The 17,828-nt window shown below is 47.4% G+C and carries 18 protein-coding genes and 2 tRNA genes; 10 read left to right on the forward strand and 10 right to left on the reverse strand.

What is annotated here, in order from left to right:
• The first annotated feature begins 31 nt into the window (after positions 1–31).
• Positions 32–1,309 (forward strand): serine hydroxymethyltransferase, encoded by a 1,278-nt coding sequence (locus tag HZB75_01135; protein QQG51097.1) that lies wholly within the window; start codon positions 32–34, stop codon positions 1,307–1,309.
• Positions 1,310–1,377: 68 nt separating this feature from the next.
• On the opposite strand, the gene HZB75_01140 is transcribed toward HZB75_01135, so the two are convergent.
• The 7 genes from HZB75_01140 to murB all read right to left on the reverse strand — a co-directional run bounded on the left by HZB75_01140 (position 1,378) and on the right by murB (position 8,484).
• Positions 1,378–3,069, reverse strand: coding sequence for a hypothetical protein (locus HZB75_01140; GenBank protein QQG51098.1), 1,692 nt, complete (start codon positions 3,067–3,069; stop codon positions 1,378–1,380).
• A 257-nt stretch (positions 3,070–3,326) separates the two neighbouring features.
• A complete protein-coding gene (locus tag HZB75_01145; GenBank protein ID QQG51099.1) occupies positions 3,327–3,791 on the reverse strand; it encodes a prepilin-type N-terminal cleavage/methylation domain-containing protein in 465 nt (154 codons plus the stop codon).
• A gap of 90 nt (positions 3,792–3,881) precedes the next feature.
• The gene (locus HZB75_01150; protein ID QQG51100.1) at positions 3,882–4,355 is read right to left on the reverse strand and encodes a prepilin-type N-terminal cleavage/methylation domain-containing protein; all 474 of its coding nucleotides are present in this window, start codon (positions 4,353–4,355) and stop codon (positions 3,882–3,884) included.
• Between the two features lie 102 nt (positions 4,356–4,457).
• A complete protein-coding gene (locus HZB75_01155) occupies positions 4,458–6,482 on the reverse strand; it encodes a prepilin-type N-terminal cleavage/methylation domain-containing protein (protein ID QQG51101.1) in 2,025 nt (674 codons plus the stop codon).
• Positions 6,460–6,852, reverse strand: coding sequence for a prepilin-type N-terminal cleavage/methylation domain-containing protein (locus HZB75_01160; protein QQG51102.1), 393 nt, complete (start codon positions 6,850–6,852; stop codon positions 6,460–6,462). Before HZB75_01160 ends, HZB75_01155 begins: the two co-directional genes overlap by 23 nt.
• Positions 6,849–7,421 carry a prepilin-type N-terminal cleavage/methylation domain-containing protein gene (locus tag HZB75_01165; protein QQG51103.1) on the reverse strand — a complete coding sequence of 191 codons (573 nt, stop codon included), beginning with the start codon at positions 7,419–7,421 and terminating at the stop codon, positions 6,849–6,851. Before HZB75_01165 ends, HZB75_01160 begins: the two co-directional genes overlap by 4 nt.
• Before the next feature lie 43 nt (positions 7,422–7,464).
• Positions 7,465–8,484, reverse strand: a complete 1,020-nt coding sequence (gene murB / locus HZB75_01170; protein ID QQG51104.1) for a UDP-N-acetylmuramate dehydrogenase — start codon at positions 8,482–8,484, stop codon at positions 7,465–7,467.
• A 105-nt stretch (positions 8,485–8,589) separates the two neighbouring features.
• Here murB and HZB75_01175 point away from each other — a divergent pair.
• The 6 genes from HZB75_01175 (at position 8,590) to HZB75_01200 (ending at position 12,321) form a co-directional block, all read left to right on the forward strand.
• Positions 8,590–8,666, forward strand: a tRNA-Arg gene (locus HZB75_01175).
• 17 nt (positions 8,667–8,683) lie between these two features.
• Positions 8,684–10,216 (forward strand): hypothetical protein, encoded by a 1,533-nt coding sequence (locus HZB75_01180; GenBank protein QQG51105.1) that lies wholly within the window; start codon positions 8,684–8,686, stop codon positions 10,214–10,216.
• A gap of 91 nt (positions 10,217–10,307) precedes the next feature.
• The gene (locus tag HZB75_01185) at positions 10,308–10,889 is read left to right on the forward strand and encodes a hypothetical protein (protein ID QQG51106.1); all 582 of its coding nucleotides are present in this window, start codon (positions 10,308–10,310) and stop codon (positions 10,887–10,889) included.
• Complete coding sequence (locus HZB75_01190) at positions 10,882–11,178, forward strand: prepilin-type N-terminal cleavage/methylation domain-containing protein (GenBank protein ID QQG51107.1); 297 nt, start codon at positions 10,882–10,884, stop codon at positions 11,176–11,178. The genes HZB75_01185 and HZB75_01190 overlap by 8 nt, the downstream gene beginning before the upstream one ends.
• 55 nt (positions 11,179–11,233) lie before the next feature.
• Positions 11,234–11,310, forward strand: a tRNA-Lys gene (locus HZB75_01195).
• Between the two features lie 102 nt (positions 11,311–11,412).
• Positions 11,413–12,321: a hypothetical protein gene (locus HZB75_01200; protein QQG51108.1), complete on the forward strand. Its 909-nt coding sequence runs from the start codon at positions 11,413–11,415 to the stop codon at positions 12,319–12,321.
• 63 nt (positions 12,322–12,384) lie between these two features.
• Here the strand turns inward: HZB75_01200 and HZB75_01205 are convergent, their stop codons facing one another.
• Together HZB75_01205 and HZB75_01210 are read right to left on the reverse strand one after the other, a co-directional pair.
• On the reverse strand, positions 12,385–12,627 hold the full coding sequence (locus HZB75_01205) for a hypothetical protein (protein QQG51109.1): 243 nt from the start codon (positions 12,625–12,627) through the stop codon (positions 12,385–12,387).
• Between the two features lie 168 nt (positions 12,628–12,795).
• Positions 12,796–13,287, reverse strand: a complete 492-nt coding sequence (locus HZB75_01210) for a hypothetical protein (GenBank protein ID QQG51110.1) — start codon at positions 13,285–13,287, stop codon at positions 12,796–12,798.
• Between the two features lie 57 nt (positions 13,288–13,344).
• Between HZB75_01210 and HZB75_01215 the strand changes: the two genes are divergently transcribed.
• Entirely contained in the window at positions 13,345–14,172 is an 828-nt protein-coding gene (locus HZB75_01215; GenBank protein QQG51111.1) for a bifunctional 5,10-methylenetetrahydrofolate dehydrogenase/5,10-methenyltetrahydrofolate cyclohydrolase, read from the forward strand.
• Here HZB75_01215 and HZB75_01220 read toward each other — a convergent pair.
• A complete protein-coding gene (locus HZB75_01220; GenBank protein QQG51112.1) occupies positions 14,169–14,540 on the reverse strand; it encodes a response regulator in 372 nt (123 codons plus the stop codon). The two genes, HZB75_01215 and HZB75_01220, sit on opposite strands and share 4 nt — an antisense overlap.
• A gap of 279 nt (positions 14,541–14,819) precedes the next feature.
• On the opposite strand from HZB75_01220, the gene HZB75_01225 reads away from it, so the two are divergent.
• Together HZB75_01225 and HZB75_01230 are read left to right on the forward strand one after the other, a co-directional pair.
• Positions 14,820–16,373, forward strand: a complete 1,554-nt coding sequence (locus tag HZB75_01225; protein ID QQG51113.1) for an aromatic amino acid lyase — start codon at positions 14,820–14,822, stop codon at positions 16,371–16,373.
• Between the two features lie 17 nt (positions 16,374–16,390).
• Positions 16,391–17,827: a phenylacetate--CoA ligase family protein gene (locus HZB75_01230; protein ID QQG51114.1), complete on the forward strand. Its 1,437-nt coding sequence runs from the start codon at positions 16,391–16,393 to the stop codon at positions 17,825–17,827.
• The last annotated feature ends 1 nt before the right edge of the window (position 17,828 follow it).

Here is a 17,828-nt window from a genome sequence, read left to right on the forward strand (position 1 = left end):
GATATAATAGAAACCACATAGGAGAAACGTCATGAAAGACACACTAATTGCCGACTTAATAGCAGGTGAAGAGCAGCGCGAGCGCGATGGTCTTGAACTAATTCCGAGCGAGAACTACGTTTCGCGCGATGTGCTTACCGCACTGGGAAGTATTTTTACCAATAAATACTCCGAGGGCTACCCAGGAAAGCGATATTACGGGGGTCAGGAATATACTGATCAAATAGAGCAGCTCGCGATTGATCGGGCAAAACAACTGTTTAAGGCCGATCACGCCAATGTTCAGCCGCACTCTGGCGCACCTGCAAACGAGGCCGTTTACAACGCTTGGCTAGAGCCAGGCGATACTGTGCTGGCGATGGACTTGTCGCACGGCGGCCACCTAACGCACGGCGCGCCTGTTACGCGTAGCGCACAGCTATATAACTTTGTACGATATAAAATGAAAGATATCGAGACGGGTGAGATAGACTACGATGAGCTTCGCGAGCTTGCTCTTAAGCACAAGCCAAAGATTATTCTGGCTGGCTTTAGCGCCTACCCGCGCGAACTCGACTACGAAAAGTTTGCTGCTATTGGTAATGAGGTAGGGGCAATGCTTATGGCCGATATGGCGCATATTGCAGGGCTTATTGTTGCGGGCGAAGCCGAAAACCCATTCGACCATGGTTTTCATGTTATTACTACCACTACACATAAAACACTTCGCGGTCCACGCGGTGGTCTGATCCTCTCCCGTGGTACTGTAGGGAACCCTCTTAAAAAACCCGAGAAAACGCTCGAAAATATCCCAACACTTATCGACCGTTCAATCTTCCCTGGTATGCAGGGCGGTCCGCACATGCATGTTATTGCTGCAAAAGCAGTCGCATTTGGCGAGGCTTTAAAGCCAGAGTTTAAGCAGTACGCTGCGCAAATCGTAAAGAATGCTAGTACCTTGGCAGATGAACTGCAAAAGCGTGGATTCAAGCTAGTAACTGGCGGAACAAGCAATCACCTTATTCTTGCCGATGTTTACAAAAGCTTTGGTGTCGACGGCAAGGTAGTAGAGCGTGCGCTCGATAAAATGGGCTTAACCCTGAATGCAAATAGTGTTGCCGACGACCCACTGCCACCATTCCGCCCAAGTGGTATCCGCTTGGGAACGCCCGCAATCACCACTCGTGGGCTAAAAGAAGAGCATATGGCGCAAATAGCCGACTGGATGAAGCAGGCGGTAGATGCACGAGACGACGAAGCGACGCTTGCGAAACTACGCGAAGAAGTGCGAGTGTTTGTGCAGCAGTTCCCGTTGCCGAGTGATCAGTAGGTTTCATAAGTAGCTATATTTAAAAAGAATCACTCATATCGAGCGATTCTTTTTAAATTAACTAACAGCTAGTCGGCAAGCTGCGATTTTATGTCTAGTCCACCCCGGCGGAACATTAATTCTGCAGGATCTGTTTTTTCGGTAAAATCGTTTATACCTAACGCAATAGCAGACCAGTCATCGTGATCATAAGGGTCGTTGGCTCCGTGGGAGTAGTCGTCCTCCCCGCTGAGCTGAAAGTTATAGTTCATGACGCTAATATATGTAGTCAATGGATTCTGGTTGAGCTCCTTGTCAATTTCAGAATACACACATTGCGTTGCTTGGTTGGGATACCTCAAGTAGGATTCATCTCCGGGATTACTCAAGCATAAATTATGGCCTAGCTCGTGGAGTATAGTACCGGCTACTGCCGCATCAACACTCCGTGGGGGGTTAAAGGGGTGATTTGTATTGTACTCGCTAGTTAAGTCTTCGATTCTTTGTATTGAAATAATACTATCATCGTCTCCAACGAGGGAATTTCCGGTAGAGCCAGGGACGTCGCTATTTGTCTGGTCGTCAATATACTTCATATAATCTTTGCCAGTAATCATATAGTGCCATATATTCCTCCTGTCGGCAGAAAACTCCGCATCGGTCGTCGAAGTGCCATTTTTTAAATCGAAAAAGTCCACCTGATCTTCAGTTGGGAGGAAGTATAAATTACCTGTTGGGGCAGACAGTTGCTTGCCACCCCCATATTGACCCACATCGAAGTGAGGTATAATATCTTGTGCTTCGTATGTACTTGCGATTGTATTGATTTGGCCTGTCGTCGGCTTATAATCTCGAACGCCGTCATTTATCCAGTCGATTTCTACGTAGAGATCTTTTTGTAGTGGCTTGGGATACGCGCATGCGCTTAGATCACTTTTACAATAAGTATCACTACGATTAGAATACCACTGAGATTCTTTAAGGTCGTCGATTCCATCTCCATCCGTATCTTCATGATTGACGGCGTCTGAGGTGCCTTGGGTTAGTTCGCGGCCTATGCTAAGTTCATCCCCGTCGACATCTTCATCGCCGCGGATTTGTGCGCCCTGGTAGTTTTCGTAATCTTGAGGGGTTGTTAATGTCCAGTTGGCTGCTAGAAAATTCTCGCGCCTATACATTGAGCCGCCGTCGTCGGGATGTGGAACTGATATCCACTGCGAAGAATTATCTTCGTAAGCTGTGATTACCTTCGGGTCGCAAGTCCCGGAGCCTGTAGGAGTCCACGCTTTTTCGGTCGCAATGACGACTTTCCAAATGCTATCACCCGCTATCTGTGTGCCATAAAAAGTGCCGGCATCTGCAAATTCGATGTGAGCGTCGGATGTATCTTCAACCCATGTAACCTCGACCATATCTCGCTGCCTGTGTGTCTCGCCGCTTTCTATCCATGTACGTTCCGTGACAGCCCACGCTCCTTGGTTAAGCGCCGTCTCGAACGAAGATTGAGCCGCGTCGCGGTCGGCAATGCCATATGCAGAGCTGGACCAGCTAGCGTCATTCAGGAGCTTATCTTTCCATGTTGCTGTAATGTTTGTTGAGCCACAATTAAACGAGTAGTAATCCGTGTCAATTATTAGATCGTCGGTTGTTACATATGCACCATCATAGATCGTGGTAGCGCTGGTATTAGAGGTGAAGGGTGGTAAGAGGCTAGTTAGGGATGACACCCCTAACAATAGTCCGATAATTGCCATTTTATGTCGATAAAGTTTTTGTTGCATCAACTATTCCTATTTATGTTAGGTTTGTTGTTTTAAGTATAGCGTATAGCTCCTTTACGTACATGCTTAAATATAACTAGTATTCAGCTAATACGAGGAAGCAAATTACCTCTTTTGAATATTAAATACAATAAACAAGTCGCTTAATTAAGCGACTTGTTTATTGTATCTCCGACTACAGGCTCTAAATGGTAGATAGATTGTGCATTTCAGGAAACGGGGCATGTCTATTTAACTAGGATTATCTTGTAGCTGGATTATGATGCTGGGTTTGTAAATGTTGAACTGGATGTTGCGGATCCAACGTACACTATTGTGGTCGAGACGGCTCCTGTAGAGAAATCCCAATAAGTAATGCGCCCACCGGTTGCAGTCGTGGCCGACGTGCCTACGTAAGCCCAGGTGACGGTTGTTGTACCGGTCGTTGACGTCAGCGCTGTTGTTTGAGGGATGACGCTCACTCCTGATGGCAGCTTCGTGCTCGTGCTACCTGTCGTGAAATCGGTAGTTAGTCCTGGATAGCGACCCGTATCGGCGTTGTATGCCTCGGCAACTTTTTTTGCTGCAATAGCATTTGTTTGTGCCTTCGTTGTGTTCGCACGCGCCGTGATACCGCTATAGGCAACGATTGTGATTGCTGCAAGTATCGCTATTACTACGATTACAATAAGTAGCTCGACAATTGTGAATCCGTTTTGCTTATTTTTTATAGGTGATATCATAGATTCCTTAAGTATTCCTAAGTGCTTTAATGAATATAGTCTCTGCATTATTACTGCGAGAGACTATATTTTTATAGTTTGCAGCCTAGACTATGAGGCTGGGTTTGTAAATGTTGAGCCAGAAGTTGCGTTACCGACGTAAATGATAGTCGTTGAAACTGCTCCCGTTGTGAAATCCCAATAAGTAATGCGCCCACCGGTTGCTGTTGTTGCTGACGTACCCACGTAAGCCCAAGTGACGGTTGTTGTACCTGATGTCGATGTAAGGGCGGTTGATTGTGGAACAACAGTTACGCCGGATGGTAGCTTGGTACTTGTGCTACCTGTTGTGAAGTCACCCGTAAGACCTGGGTAACGCCCGGTATCTGCATTGTACGCCTCGGCGACCTTTTGTACAGCTACAGCGTTTGTTTGCGCCTTCGTTGTGTTAGCGCGAGCTGTGATACCGCTGTAGGCAACAATTGTGATTGCCGCCAAGATTGCGATCACGACGATCACGATCAAAAGTTCGACGATTGTAAAACCGCGGTCCTTCTTCATTGTTTTAATGTTGCTAAGAGTCATCTTAATTTTTGCCCCCTATTAATACTATTTGTATCCATAATACTATTGTCGAAATATAAGCGCAAGCTCTTTTCTATTTGTATACACCGACTGTGTGTATAATTACTGCTCTGCAATGAATGATATTTCGTCTAGCGACATCCACGCTGCATCACCACCACCTTCTATAGTGATATTGCCGTTAGAGGCGATATCGATTCGTGCATGGTGAGAGTTGGCAACGCTAGAGAAGATCATTTTTTTACTTGGCCTATAACCGGCTGGTAAGTTGGCGAGGATCGTACCGTTTGCTACCGTACCACTCTTTATTAGACCCTTTACCGTAACGATGTCGTCGGATGATTTGGTATACTGCGGGCTATTGTAGATAGTGTTATTGTAGGCAACCCAGCTGTTTTGCATTGTGAGGTTAGTCCATCCACTGTACGAAGTTGGGTAGAACATAGCGTTTGTTGATATGTACGTGGTCACGGCAGACCTTGTAACGACATCTGTTGGCTTTATATCGTAGCTGGCAAATGCCGTTCCGGATGTGACTCCTGGAAGAATAGTCTGTTTTGGAGGTTGCATTGCGGCTGGGATAGGGCCTCCAATTATCGTGTGAGTTGGTGAGGTTGGCCCGTTTCGCACTAGTCCTTTTACGTGGGTGCGACCGCTGCCGTCCGACGCGACACTAAGAGGGGCGTACCCGGAGCCATAGTTTATCCAGCTGTTTTGCATAGTAAGGTTTGTCCATGAATCATCGGCCAGAAATCTAATTGAATCTAGCGACATCCATGTGGCTGTACCCTGCATGAATCTAACTTCGCCATTAGGCAAAACGTCGATTCGGCCGTAGCCGCTACCGGCGTTGTACGCGCCAACATAGAAGATGAGGCGTTCGTCGGGGCGGTAACCCTCGGGGAGGGTAAAGATAGGTGTGTCCCAGGTTGCCGTACCATCTTTTATCAGGCCTTTTAGTACAACAACGCCATCTTGAGTGCGTGTGAATGCGCGCGTGGCAAATGTGCTAGCGTAGTCTACCCAGCCACTTGGCGATGAAATAGCGGTCCAAAGAGGCAGTGTAATTATATCCGTTGTTTCAGATGACGTGTAGGTGCTGTTAGACGCTGTTATTTTGAACGAGATGGTTGCTCCACGCCATGCTGTTACGGTATATGAGGTTGCGTTCTCGTCGAGAGTGGCATTTGTCCAGCTGCCGCCATTTATACTGTACGAGACATTGTACTGACTGGCGAGGGCGAGGTCGTTCCAGCTAAATACTGCACGATCGGGACGATCCGAAGGCTGGGAATGCGTAACGGTAGGGGCGTTAAGCGGGGTGGCTTCGGCGGTAATGTTGTTGATTTTTGTTGCTCGAACAGATGCCGATGATGTGATTGGTCTTCCTGCAGTGGTTTTGGAGCCACTTACCGTCACGTCGATTGTGGTCGCCGTGGTTGCCTGTTCTTTTGGTATTTCGGTGCTGCTGTTTGGATCGCTGTAGTACTTTACGTCGAGCGACTGAACGTTATCCATAACCTTCATGTCCTCAGTTTGACAACGACTGGCCGTGTAGCCTGGGCTACAGGTATTTTGCTGCCAAGGTGTATACGGTGCGCTGGCGCAGATTGTTTGTGCATCTACCGGGTTATTGTTATTCCAATCTGGCACAACGACACGACGCCAAAGAGCGTTGTTTTTTATATAATAAATGACCTTGATAAGGAAAATACGGTTGTAGGTTTCTTGGTCGCCACACGGATACGGTTGATTTGCGTAGTAGATAAGCCAGCGCGTGTCGCTTCGGGGGTTTTCGTCGGTTGCGACCGAGCTAAGAATAAGCGTGTTTTGAGTGTTAGTAAATGCCCCTGTGCCGTCGTTTATGCCCTGCGGAGAAGGGAGGGCTTCGGTGGTGTTAAGAAACTGCACACTTAAGCGCGCATCTTGTTCTATGCGGTCAAGAGAATCCTGGGCTTCGTAGGTAAGGTTGTTTTGATCACGCGTTACAAGCACGTCGCCGACCATCGAGACCATAAGGGCGACAAACCCGCTGATGGTAATAATAACCAGCGGTGCAATAACCAGCATCTCGATAAGGGTGAATCCTTGTGATCGGTTGTGGTTAGTTGTTGACGAAAAGCGCATGTGTCACCTCCTCTTGTGGTGAACCGTAGGTTACCGTTACCTGTATTTTTGACGTTGGGGAACTTGCTCCGAACGGACACGATATAACAACAGAAATAGATGGGTTTGTTAGTCCGCTACCAGAAGGGATTGTGGGAGTTGGCGATGGGCTAGAAGTTGCTACACAGGGGTCGCTAGTGGTTGCAGAATAACGTCGCAAGTTGTCGTAGGCGATAGTTGCCGCTTTTGTTCGAGTGCGTGCGTTGCCGCCGTCTTTAATAATAATCGAGTATAACTGGTAGCCTGTGCCTATAAATGCCGCTGCGATAAACAGGGTGATAAGTAGCTCGACGGCCGAAAAGCCAGATTGTTTTTGATGTTTTCGTATCATTGGTGTTTACTTGTTATTTTTTGTACGGTGGTCGTAGATTCGAGTTTATAGAAAAGATTGAATTTACGGCAATCGGTACCCGCGGTAGAACAAAGTGTTCCATTTCCCTGAAGGGGCTGATAAACGTATGTTTTTATGTCGGGGTTGGGGACAGAGGTGTTTGTAGCCATGGTAAGACTCATTGCGGCTGATTCGATAACGCCAGGTGCGCGAAGTGCCTTGGCGTCGAGGTCACGAAGCGCCTTGCGGACATCTGCCTCGGTTGCCATAAATTCGATTGGGGGATACTGGCCGCCTTCGTAGGGCACCGATCCACTGTAAACAATTGGCGTCGCCATGTGGGTAGAGGCAAGTGTCGCGATAGGTGCGTTTAGATTTGCAGCGTCAGACCCGGCTTTGTAATAATTCTCAAGGCTCGTTGCTATTACTGTCGCGTCTGTTTTGCGTTCTTCGTCGCGTGCGGCAGCCTGGCTGCTTCGAAGGCTGGCCACCGTAAGTGTGAGGAGCACCACCATAATAGTCATAGTAATAAGCAGCTCAATAAGGGTGAAGCCAGTTTTACGATTCATATCTTATAGCATAAGAGGTTTGGTGCAAGGGTGCAAGTAGAAATTAAATCTCTAGCGGCTCTTGCTCGATAGTAATACGAAACTTGTCGCGGACAGCCCCGATTATTTCGTCGCGAGCAGCGGCAAGGTCGGCATAATTTTTCGCGGATTCATTAATAAGTACGAGGGCATTTTTATCGTGCACCCGCATACCATAGAGGGTTTTACCCTTATAGCCAGCCTGCTCTATTAGCCAGCCGGTCGGCACTTTAAACCGGCCATCGGGCATATCGTAGGTTGGCATGTCGGGATATTGTACCTGAAGATCGTTAAGCTGCCACTTTTCGATAATAGCGTTCTTGAAAAACGAGCCAGTATTTGGCGTTTCGGCTGGGTCGGGAAGCTTGTTCTTGCGGATATCTATAACAACGTCGCGTATTGTTTGCGCGGTATATATAGTAATATTGTGTTCGTCGAGATAGTTTTGAACTGCTGTATAAAACGGTGGCTGAGGCGACGCTTTATAGAGCCGAAGGGTAATACTGGTAATAACATAGCGCCCAGATTCGCTTCCACGAAAAATACTATGGCGATATGAAAAGCCGCAGTCAGCGTTTTCGAGAAGAATAAAAGCGTCGTTCTGAATATCGTAGGCTTCAAGCGAAACTAGGGAATCTGCAATTTCTTGGCCATAGGCGCCCACGTTTTGCACGGGCGCAGCACCGGCTGTTCCTGGAATTGCCGACATGGCTTCGATGCCCGAAAGATTCATATCAACGGTTTTTTTAACGATTTCATCCCAGTTTTCGCCTGCACCGATCTTTATCCGCACTTGCCCCGGCTCGTCGGATACGACCTCGAAGCCGGGAATACGGTTACGCACCACGATACCAGCAAAGCCTTCGTCGTGCACAATCACATTGCTACCGCCACCAAGGATAAAAATAGGAAGATTCTGCTTTTTAGCGTTGCGGCAGACTTCGGCTACTTCGTCGGGCGTATGTACTTCTGTCATAAACCGTGCGTTGCCGCCAAGGCGCATGGTCGTGTAATTTCGCAGGGGAATATTAGTGTGAACGTCCATTTGCCCTTATTATAGCTAAAACGGTAATGATATACCATATATAATATATTGGCGAAAATCGTGGCTTATACGGACGCGAAGTGTTATAATTACCTCTGTGTTTACGCACCCGTAGCTCAGCGGATTAGAGCACTGGTCTTCGGAACCAGGTGTCGCAAGTTCGAATCTTGCCGGGTGTACCATTTGAATTTTTACATATATGAATACATTAAATACGATAGGCCAACAGTTTGCTGACGCACTAGCAGCGGCAACCACCCAAAATGATATTGCGGCGGTCGCTCGTAATAGTGGCCAAAAAGTTCATGTCACCGGTGCTGGCCGCACGCTGACATTTGCCTACGAACAGCTCCGCAATGCAGCGGAATATACCGAAGAGCATTTATTGCTACAGCGCGCTGTTCAGCGTTTTTACCGCCGTGTCTTTTTGTCTCGTGATATAAAACTTGTTGGGGCAAGTGGCGAAGATCTTATTATTGAGCTAACACTCGCTGGTTACCTAGAGAACGACTCGGTTCTTACGTCTACAATTTCCGAAGTAAACGCCCTTGCAACGAAATACTATGCGGCTCATGCCCAATACGCAAAAGAAGCTTGGACATTAAATGTCCTCGCGGTAGAGGTAGAGCGCCTTCTGAATATGGACTTAAAGCGTGATGTCTTTACGCAATTTGCCTACGATTACTTTTTAGAGACGATTGATCAAACGAAGTTGTTTGGCAAGCCCGTTGCCGATTTTGAACTTTCGTTGTTCGTTGCCGTTCACCGGGCACTTCTAAAATCGGATTCGGCGACGATCCGTACAGCGCTTCTTCATAGGTATCAGCAAGAGCCGGGCACTGGCGCGTATTCTCAGACGAACGAGATGATCGACCGTATTCTCGATTCTAGTACGACCGACATGGTATTTCGTCTGGTCGGCAAGCGTGGTGCACCTCTCAGGATTTTGTGGCGCCTTATCGACGAGCACGAAAATGCAACGACGCTTCTTCGCTCGCGTGAACAGTTTCTTTCAGCGTATGAATCTCAGATTGAAACCGAATATTCACAGATCAATAGCCGTATAAACAAAGGTATTATCAAAAGTGTTATCTTTCTGATTATCACGAAAGTATTGATAGGCGTGTCGATCGAGGTGCCATACGACTATATGGTGCATGGGGCTATTTTGTGGTTGCCGCTTGCCATTAACCTTTTGTTCCCGCCAATTTACATGATCTTGCTACGCTTCACATTACGCTTGCCGGGATCGGCGAATACGACAGCGCTATCAGATACGGTTGATAATCTTTTGTACGGTGAAAACCGTGTTGCGTCGGCAAACTACAGGGCAAAACGCGGCTTTGGCCTAGCGTTCAACGTTGCTTACGCCCTGTTCTTTATTCTTGTATTTGGCGGTGCGGCGCTATGGCTGCTGACGCTTGGCTTCTCGCTACTTCACCTTTTCATCTTCTTTATCTTCCTTTCAACCGCAAGCTTCCTTGGTTTCCGCTTGTCTCGCCAGATTCGCGAACTAGAAGTGGTCGAAGGTCAAGAGGATGGCATTACGATTGTTCGCGACTTCCTTTATATCCCGTTTGTTGTCGTGGGGCGCTGGCTTAGTGAAAAATACTCTCGTATAAATATAGTAGCCATGATTCTTGATATGGTTATTGAGCTGCCACTTAAGACGATTCTTCACCTTATTCGCCAGTGGGGAATGTTTATTACGAGCAAAAAAGACGAACTGTAATACTTATAAAAATACTGTAATTGACATGTTGTTCGCGTAAGCTTAAGCTTAAATAAAGCTAACTATACGAGGGCTAAAAAACATGAAGATAATGGCAAAATATATAGGTGCGACATTAGCCCTTGTGGCGGTTGTTGGGTTGGTGATTCCGGCGGTTACTAAGGCTGTCGAGACGGATGAGACAACGCAAACTCAAACAACAACAGAGTCGGAGCGCGAAAAGCTACGGCAGAGTGCGCAAGATCGAATTGAAGATAGAAAAGAGCGCCTAAGCGACGCCAAGCAAAAGCTTTGCGAGGCGCGAAAAGAGCGAATCACGCGGAGTATTAAGCGTGTTTCTAGTAGAGGCGAACGACACCTTAAAGTTTTTGCGACCATTACCGATCGAGTGACGACTTTCTATAAAAACAAGGGAAAGACGCTCTCGAATTACGATATATTGGTTGCGGATGTAGCCGCTAAAAAGACAGCGGCCGAGGTAGCGGTTCGTGCGACGGCAGCCTACGAGAATACTTTTGACTGTTCGGGTGATGATCCAAAAGGCGTCCTGAAATCATTCAGAACGACAGTTGCCGCTCAGCGCGAAGCCATGAAAAAGTTTCGTACGGCAATAAAAAATCTTATCGTTGGGGTAAAATCTGTTCAGGCAGAGGAGGTGCGGAGCAATGAGTAAGAAATATCTAAAAAAAGGCTTTTCGGTAGTAGAGATTATTATTGTAGTAGCCGTCGTGGCGATAGTTGGCGCTCTTGGTGTGGTCGGATACAATCAGTGGAAATCTGCGAATACAGCCACCGACACCAGTGGAGTGGTTGAAAGCCAAGATTCTTTGGCAGAAATTGCCGTCCCTACCGTTACTAGTACAGAAGATCTTGATACGGCGACCAAGGCGCTCGACGATATAAACCTTGCCGAAGATTCATCAGATCTCGACGAGATTGACGCCGAGGCGACGGGCTTTTAACCTCGGTAGTATTTACAAAACGCCCTCTATTTGCTATAGTCATTAAAGTTCATATGGGCCAGTAGCTCAGCTGGTTAGAGCACCTGCCTCTTAAGCAGGGTGTCGTGGGTTCAAGCCCCACCTGGCCCTCCATGCAAAGAACGTCGACATTTTCGCTACCGGTCGGCGTTTTTTGTTTGGCAAGAAGTGGCAATTGTTGTAATAAATTGAGTAATAAGATAATCTTAAATTAAGATGACAAGACGTTCGCAGATAATAGAAGAGGTTCTGGCAGACCTTGAGCGTTTGAAAAATGACAGGTCACAAGACTTGGATTTGCAATATGCCGTGCAAGAGAATATTCGCTTTTTCGAGGCAGCGAAACACCCGTTTTCATTTCTGAGATGGCAACTGTTCGTGGCCCCGAATATTGATGCTTCTCGATTGCTTGAGTTGGCAGATCTGTCGCTGCCTAAGTGGGAGACGGTTCTTTACGAAGGCTTACGACGTATGGAGCGTAAAAAATTTCCAGGGCTTTTGACGCCACTCGTTAAAACACTAGTAAGTATGCCAGGGATAGTGTATCTCGACGTGGGATGTGGCGCGATGGAGACCGAGCGTCAGGTTATTGAATTGTTAAGCAAGCGTAATGATACAGCTCCGCGTGTTTTCGTTGGTGTTGATCAGTCGCCGGCTTCTTATGATGTTATCAATGAGACATTTAGTGAAATTATTGACCGTGTAGAGATTGTAAAAATCGCAGACCGTGACCGCGAATCGCTTCTTGCGGCGCTTAAGCCGGGCAGTAAGCATCGTATTGTTTTTGTTGAGGCCGATGCGCTAGAGCTGGAAAAATGGCTCTCTGCTCAGGAGGTAGATATCGTTTATTCCTCTCGATTCAAACATCATCTTCCAGAAGCCCTAAAGCGGCAAATGGATGAGAGTTTGAAAAAAGTTGGCAAGTTTGTATTAGAATATGATGATTATCGTACGTCTCTTTCGTGGATCCAGCAAACGCTAGCCGCATGGTCGCGTCCTGTATTGCTGAACGGTGCTCTTCTTTCACGTTTACGGCAGCCATCTAAGAAGGAACTAAAAGCCCAGAGAGGCAAGGGCGACATACATTTTTTCAGTCCACCCGGGTCGTACATTAAACATCTTTAGTACTGATTTTTGGAAAGTTCTGCCCCCGGTGAGTGGCGCTTGCGCCGCCTCACCGGGGGTTGATCAGAGGTTCATCACGTCCATTGGCCGCGAGGAGTGCAGTTTCGCGGCGACCCGAACGACCGCCATGACGAGGTTCTGATTGCTGAAGTTGTGGGCCGCAGGCTCCTTGAGTTTCGTGTATTCCACGATTCTCGTAGGAGTGTGGGCCTCTCCCAGCTTCAGCAGTACCAGCAGATGCCGCGCCACCAGCAGGTGGGGGTTGGCATTGCGGGTTGCCTCGTCCGTACGCGAGATGGCCGTCATCACCTCCTGAAGCTCGTCACTCTAGGGGATAGAGACTTCCAAACCCGACATTACAGCCTCCCGAAAGGGTAGTAGAACTTCCAATCACTGACGAGAATAGCCAAGTTCCATGACGGTCAATATCGAGGTAGAAAAAACCAGCTGCGATGAGCTGGTTTTTGTTAGCGGTTAGGCTGTTTTTTCGGTTGGCGTTTTGGCTGGTTTTTTGCCTTTCCATTTTGAATCATCAACAGCGAGCCAAATGAGCCAAACGATAGGAAGGAAAATGGCGAGTAGTACAAATGCACCTTCCTTGCCGAATTTAAGACCAACGTTGTACATGGCGATAATCATAAATACTGCCGCAATGATATTAACGACAGGGATAAGGGCGATAACAGCCCAGTAGCCTTTTTGCTCGCCCATTTCAAGAAGTACCCAGTTGTTGTAAACGGGTACCCAGGCTTTCCATGTCTCGACCCCTGCTTTTTTAAAGATACGACTAAGAAGAAGAGAGGAGATAACGTAGGTTATCACGACTGCAAACAGCATAAAAACGATAAAAAAGAGAATCGCACCCGCAACTGCCGTTTGTTCGGCCGGGGTGAGGTTGGCTGAAGTGTTGTAATAGTAGTCGGCGTCGTACGAATAAGACTGTGCAAGTAGCGTTGTTATGTTCACGAAGTATCTCCTTAGTTATCTGGGTTTTATTTTAGCACGGTGGTAAAATAGTACATAATGACAAAAATACTGAACGGTTCCGAATTAGTTGGATATATTAAAGAGCGCCAAGCACGCCAGGTACGGGCGTTGCGCCAAGCGTCTCGCGTTTTTCCACGGCTTGTCGTTATTAAAAGCAAGAGCGCGTCGCCTGTTATTGATACCTACGTTCGTATGAAAGGGCGCTATGGCGACGATATATTGATTGAGACGGTCGTTGAAACCCTCGATGAATCAGAGATGCCGGCAGCGATTGAGCGCGCCAATAACGATGATGCTGTTCATGGTATTATTGTACAGCTTCCGCTAGACGACCCGGCAAAAACCGATGAAATTGTTAATAGTATCACACCCGAAAAAGACGTTGACGGGCTTGGTGTACACACGAAATTTGAAAGTGCTACCGCAAAAGCAATTCACTGGTTGCTGGCAGGATATGCTATCGATCTAAAGGGTAAAAAAATAGCAATCGTGGGGAACGGACGGCTTGTTGGCGCACCCTTGGCAAAAATATGGCGCGATAGCGGCTACGACGTTACGGTATTAACACGGGCGAGTGCCGATATAGCCGGTGTATTAAAGGATAGCGCGGTTATCGTAACGGCTACCGGTGTGCCTCACCTTATAACCACCGACATGATTGGAATTGGTGCGGTTGTTGTTGATGCGGGAACTGCTAGCGAGGATGGTGTTATTGTAGGGGATATTGACGATTCTGTCCGCACTCGAGACGATCTAACCGTCACGCCCGAAAAAGGCGGCGTTGGACCACTAACGATTGCGGCATTATTCGACAATGTTATTGCGAGTGCCCAGGCTGTCGCCGAGCAAAAAACTAAAAACTAAGCAATTCCAAGAGCTTCTTTGACGCGTCCAACAACTTGGCGAGGCGTAAGGTCGGCTTTTACGATGTAGCTGTGAATACCCATGTTACGCAGCTCTTTTGGAGCTTCTTCTTCGCCAAGATTGGTAAGGATAATAACAGGGATAGTTTTACCCCAGTCGTGCTTGCGAATTTCGGTAAGGGCCTCGGCACCGTTCATGCTTGGCATTTGAAGATCAAGTAAGATTATATCTGGGTGGAACCCTTGGACTAACGCGACACCCCGCTCGCCGTTGTCGGCGATTTGCACCTCGAAGCCGTCCGCTTCAAACTTCATGCGGTACATCTGGTTAATTACTGGATCGTCTTCGATGATGGCTATTTTGGTCATGTTAGTCGGTTGCCTCTTCGTTATTTTATAACGTCTATGTTTTTCTTTACTTTTTCATTTTATCACTATATGACGTCTTGGAAAATGCAAGTATGATATGTTCGTGGCTGAATATGTTCTACGTACGATATACATATATTCTCAAAGTATGCAAACTAGGCTATAGTGACAGCAGATAGAGGCCTTTTGCTAAAGCTGCTCGAAAATCAAGGACTATCAAACGCAAAGGCTTCGTCTGTTCTGATAAATAACAAACTGAGAAAGTGTGGTTAGACAACAATGAAGACCTTATCACCAGTATTTTTTGGCGAACAGCGCCTTACGATTAAAGATGTCGTCGCTTTGGCGCGACGCGAGCGAGAAGCGCGCTTGTCGGATGCGGCTCCGTTTCGTAAAAAGATTGTTGCCGGTGTTGAATTTATGGATCGTGTTCTTCGCGAAGACGGTGTTATTTATGGGGTAACAACAGGATATGGTGATTCGCATAGCGTGAGTGTTCCAGCGCATTTGGTGGCAGATTTGCCTCACCAGTTGTATACCTACCATGGTGTGGGATTAGGGCGATTTTTAGATGAACAAGAGACCCGCGCTGTTCTTGTGAGCCGTTTGACTTCATTAAGTATTGGACTTTCTGGTGTAAGTTGGGAGCTATTGAACGGGTTAGAAACACTTTTGCGTCATGATATTTTACCTATGATTCCTGCCGAGGGTTCAGTAGGTGCCAGTGGGGACTTAACGCCACTTTCGTATGTAGCGGCAGTACTTTGTGGTGAACGCGAAGTAATGTACAAAGGCGAGCAGCGTCTAAGTAGGGATGTTCTTGCCGAGGTTGGTATGACTCCTTTGAAACTTCGACCAAAAGAAGGTCTTGCGCTTATGAATGGCACGGCGGTTATGACAGCTCTTGCGTGCCTTGCATGGGAGAGAGCGGACTACCTTAGTAAACTCGCAACGCGCCTTACAGCATTTAGCGTTACGGCGCTCGATGGTAATGTGTACCACTTTAACGAGACACTATTCGATGCTAAGCCGCATCCGGGACAGCAGCGGATTGCCGCGCAGCTGCGCTCCGACCTTGTTGCTGACCGGCCTGGTCGCAACGAAAAACGCCTGCAAGATCGTTACTCACTACGCTGCGCGCCGCACGTTATCGGCGTGCTCGAAGATGCCTTGCCTTACTTCCAAACGCTTATTGAAAACGAGCTGAACAGCGTCAACGACAACCCTCTTGTCGACCCCGAGCACGAGCAAATCCTTCACGGCGGACATTTTTATGGCGGGCATATTGCGTTTGCAATGGACAGCATGAAAAACACTATCGCCAACGTTGCTGACCTTCTCGATCGCCAAATGGCTCTCCTTGTCGACGCGAGATATAACCACGGTTTGCCTGCTAACCTATCGGGCGCAACAGGCGACCGAAAAGCAATTAACCACGGATTGAAGGCATTGCAAATCAGCGTGTCGGCGTGGACGGCCGAAGCCTTAAAGCTCACCATGCCAGCCTCGGTATTTTCGCGCTCTACGGAATGCCACAACCAAGACAAGGTAAGTATGGGAACGATTGCAGCCCGTGATTGTCTGCGCGTTCTTGAGTTGACCGAGCAAGTGGTTGCGGCGATGCTGATTGCCACAAGGCAGGGTGTTGAGCTTCGGCGTCAGACAGATCCGTCTGTTGTTCTAACCGGCGAACCAGCAAAAATGTACGAAGATCTTGAAAAGCGAATTCCATTTATCGAAGAAGACCGCGCTCTCGACAAAGAGCTTATAGGACTGATAGGAAATATCAGGGAGCAGGCATGGAACCTTTACGACGACAAGTCGAACAAGTAGGTGATTAATCTAACGCTATGAAAAAAGACGATTTTGCCGCCAAAAAGACGCTCGATTTGTTTCACCGTGCCGCCAGGGACATACCAGCCTACAAAGATTTTCTACAGAAGCACGATGTCCAGCCCGAAACGATACGGACGATCGAAGACTTTAAGGCGCGCGTGCCGATAACAGATAAAAGCAATTACATCACCCAGTACCCATTCCACATGCTTTGTTGGAATGGGGATTTGTTCTCTAACCAAATTATTGCCTCGAGCTCGGGAACAATGGGGCAATCGTACCTATGGCCTAGGGGTGTGACACAAGATAACGAAGGAATCGACGCACACGAGGTGATTTATAGGGATATTTTTAACACCGACAAACTAAAAACGTTGGTTGTCGTTTGTTTCTCTATGGGCGAATGGGTAGCAGGGCTGTTTACGGCGACTGCCACAATGGGCGTAGCGGGGCGTGGTTATAAAATAAATGTTGTGACGCCGGGGCTTGAGCGCCCAGCCGCTATAAAAAGCATTAAAGCTCTTGGTCATTATTACGATCAGATTATTATTGCGGGCTACCCGCCGTTTTTAAAAGATGTTTTAGACGAGGGGACAAAATCGGGAATTAACTGGTCGAAGCTGAACATAAAGCTTTTGATGGCGGGCGAGGGTATTAGCGAAGAGTGGCGCAACTATACCCTAAAGGAAGTGCATGCGCATAACCCATACGCCGATGCAATCAATATTTATGGCTGTGCCGATGCAACGATGCTGGGATATGAAACACCGGCATCAATATTAATCAGGCGTCTTTATAACCGCAGGCCGCGGCTTCGCCAAGACGTGTTTGGAACGAGCAATCTTTCGTCGCTCGTGCAGTATCATCCGGAGCGCCGTTATTTCGAGGCAGTAGACGGCCAGCTGATCGTAACAGCAGAAACAGGTATTCCGCTTATTAGATACGACACGCAGGATAGGGGCGGGATCTACACTTTTGATGAGCTCGTGCAACCGATACAGGGGCGGTTTAATGACATGTCACACCATATCGAACCTGGTCTTGATAACTGGAAAAAGCTGCCGTTCATATATCTTCAGGGTCGTCCTAGCTCTGTGACGACGATTTACAGCGTGAATGTCTATGCCGAAAACGTTAAGGCAGCGCTTCTCGACAAGCAGATACGTCGGCTTGTAACGGGGCGTTTTACGATGGACACAAAGTATCTACCAAACATGGATCAGTATTTTGTTCTTAATGTAGAACTTGCCGAAGGCGCAGTCATTAAGCAGGCAGACCGCAAACTTTTTCAAGAGATTGTCATTAAAAAAATACGCAGGCTTAATGCTGAGTATAATTTTTTGTATAAATCTATCGGCAAAAAGGCCGAGCCTAAAATCGAATTTATCGAGTGGGGCAATACGGAATATTTTGCTCGCGGCGTAAAACATAAATGGGTAAAAAAGGGGTAGT

This window comes from Candidatus Saccharibacteria bacterium (genome assembly GCA_016432585.1).
In the GTDB taxonomy this organism is placed as follows: Bacteria; Patescibacteriota; Saccharimonadia; order Saccharimonadales; family Saccharimonadaceae.

Excerpts from the sequence above, each read along its gene's own strand:
- HZB75_01135 (QQG51097.1), top strand. The coding sequence starts at position 32 with ATGAAAGACACACTAATTGCCGACTTAATAGCAGGTGAAGAGCAGCGC.
- HZB75_01140 (QQG51098.1), bottom strand. The coding sequence starts at position 3,069 with ATGCAACAAAAACTTTATCGACATAAAATGGCAATTATCGGACTATTG.
- HZB75_01145 (QQG51099.1), bottom strand. The coding sequence starts at position 3,791 with ATGATATCACCTATAAAAAATAAGCAAAACGGATTCACAATTGTCGAG.
- HZB75_01150 (QQG51100.1), bottom strand. The coding sequence starts at position 4,355 with ATGACTCTTAGCAACATTAAAACAATGAAGAAGGACCGCGGTTTTACA.
- HZB75_01155 (QQG51101.1), bottom strand. The coding sequence starts at position 6,482 with ATGCGCTTTTCGTCAACAACTAACCACAACCGATCACAAGGATTCACC.
- HZB75_01160 (QQG51102.1), bottom strand. The coding sequence starts at position 6,852 with ATGATACGAAAACATCAAAAACAATCTGGCTTTTCGGCCGTCGAGCTA.
- HZB75_01165 (QQG51103.1), bottom strand. The coding sequence starts at position 7,421 with ATGAATCGTAAAACTGGCTTCACCCTTATTGAGCTGCTTATTACTATG.
- murB (QQG51104.1), bottom strand. The coding sequence starts at position 8,484 with ATGGACGTTCACACTAATATTCCCCTGCGAAATTACACGACCATGCGC.
- HZB75_01180 (QQG51105.1), top strand. The coding sequence starts at position 8,684 with ATGAATACATTAAATACGATAGGCCAACAGTTTGCTGACGCACTAGCA.
- HZB75_01185 (QQG51106.1), top strand. The coding sequence starts at position 10,308 with ATGGCAAAATATATAGGTGCGACATTAGCCCTTGTGGCGGTTGTTGGG.
- HZB75_01190 (QQG51107.1), top strand. The coding sequence starts at position 10,882 with ATGAGTAAGAAATATCTAAAAAAAGGCTTTTCGGTAGTAGAGATTATT.
- HZB75_01200 (QQG51108.1), top strand. The coding sequence starts at position 11,413 with ATGACAAGACGTTCGCAGATAATAGAAGAGGTTCTGGCAGACCTTGAG.
- HZB75_01205 (QQG51109.1), bottom strand. The coding sequence starts at position 12,627 with ATGACGGCCATCTCGCGTACGGACGAGGCAACCCGCAATGCCAACCCC.
- HZB75_01215 (QQG51111.1), top strand. The coding sequence starts at position 13,345 with ATGACAAAAATACTGAACGGTTCCGAATTAGTTGGATATATTAAAGAG.
- HZB75_01220 (QQG51112.1), bottom strand. The coding sequence starts at position 14,540 with ATGACCAAAATAGCCATCATCGAAGACGATCCAGTAATTAACCAGATG.
- HZB75_01225 (QQG51113.1), top strand. The coding sequence starts at position 14,820 with ATGAAGACCTTATCACCAGTATTTTTTGGCGAACAGCGCCTTACGATT.
- HZB75_01230 (QQG51114.1), top strand. The coding sequence starts at position 16,391 with ATGAAAAAAGACGATTTTGCCGCCAAAAAGACGCTCGATTTGTTTCAC.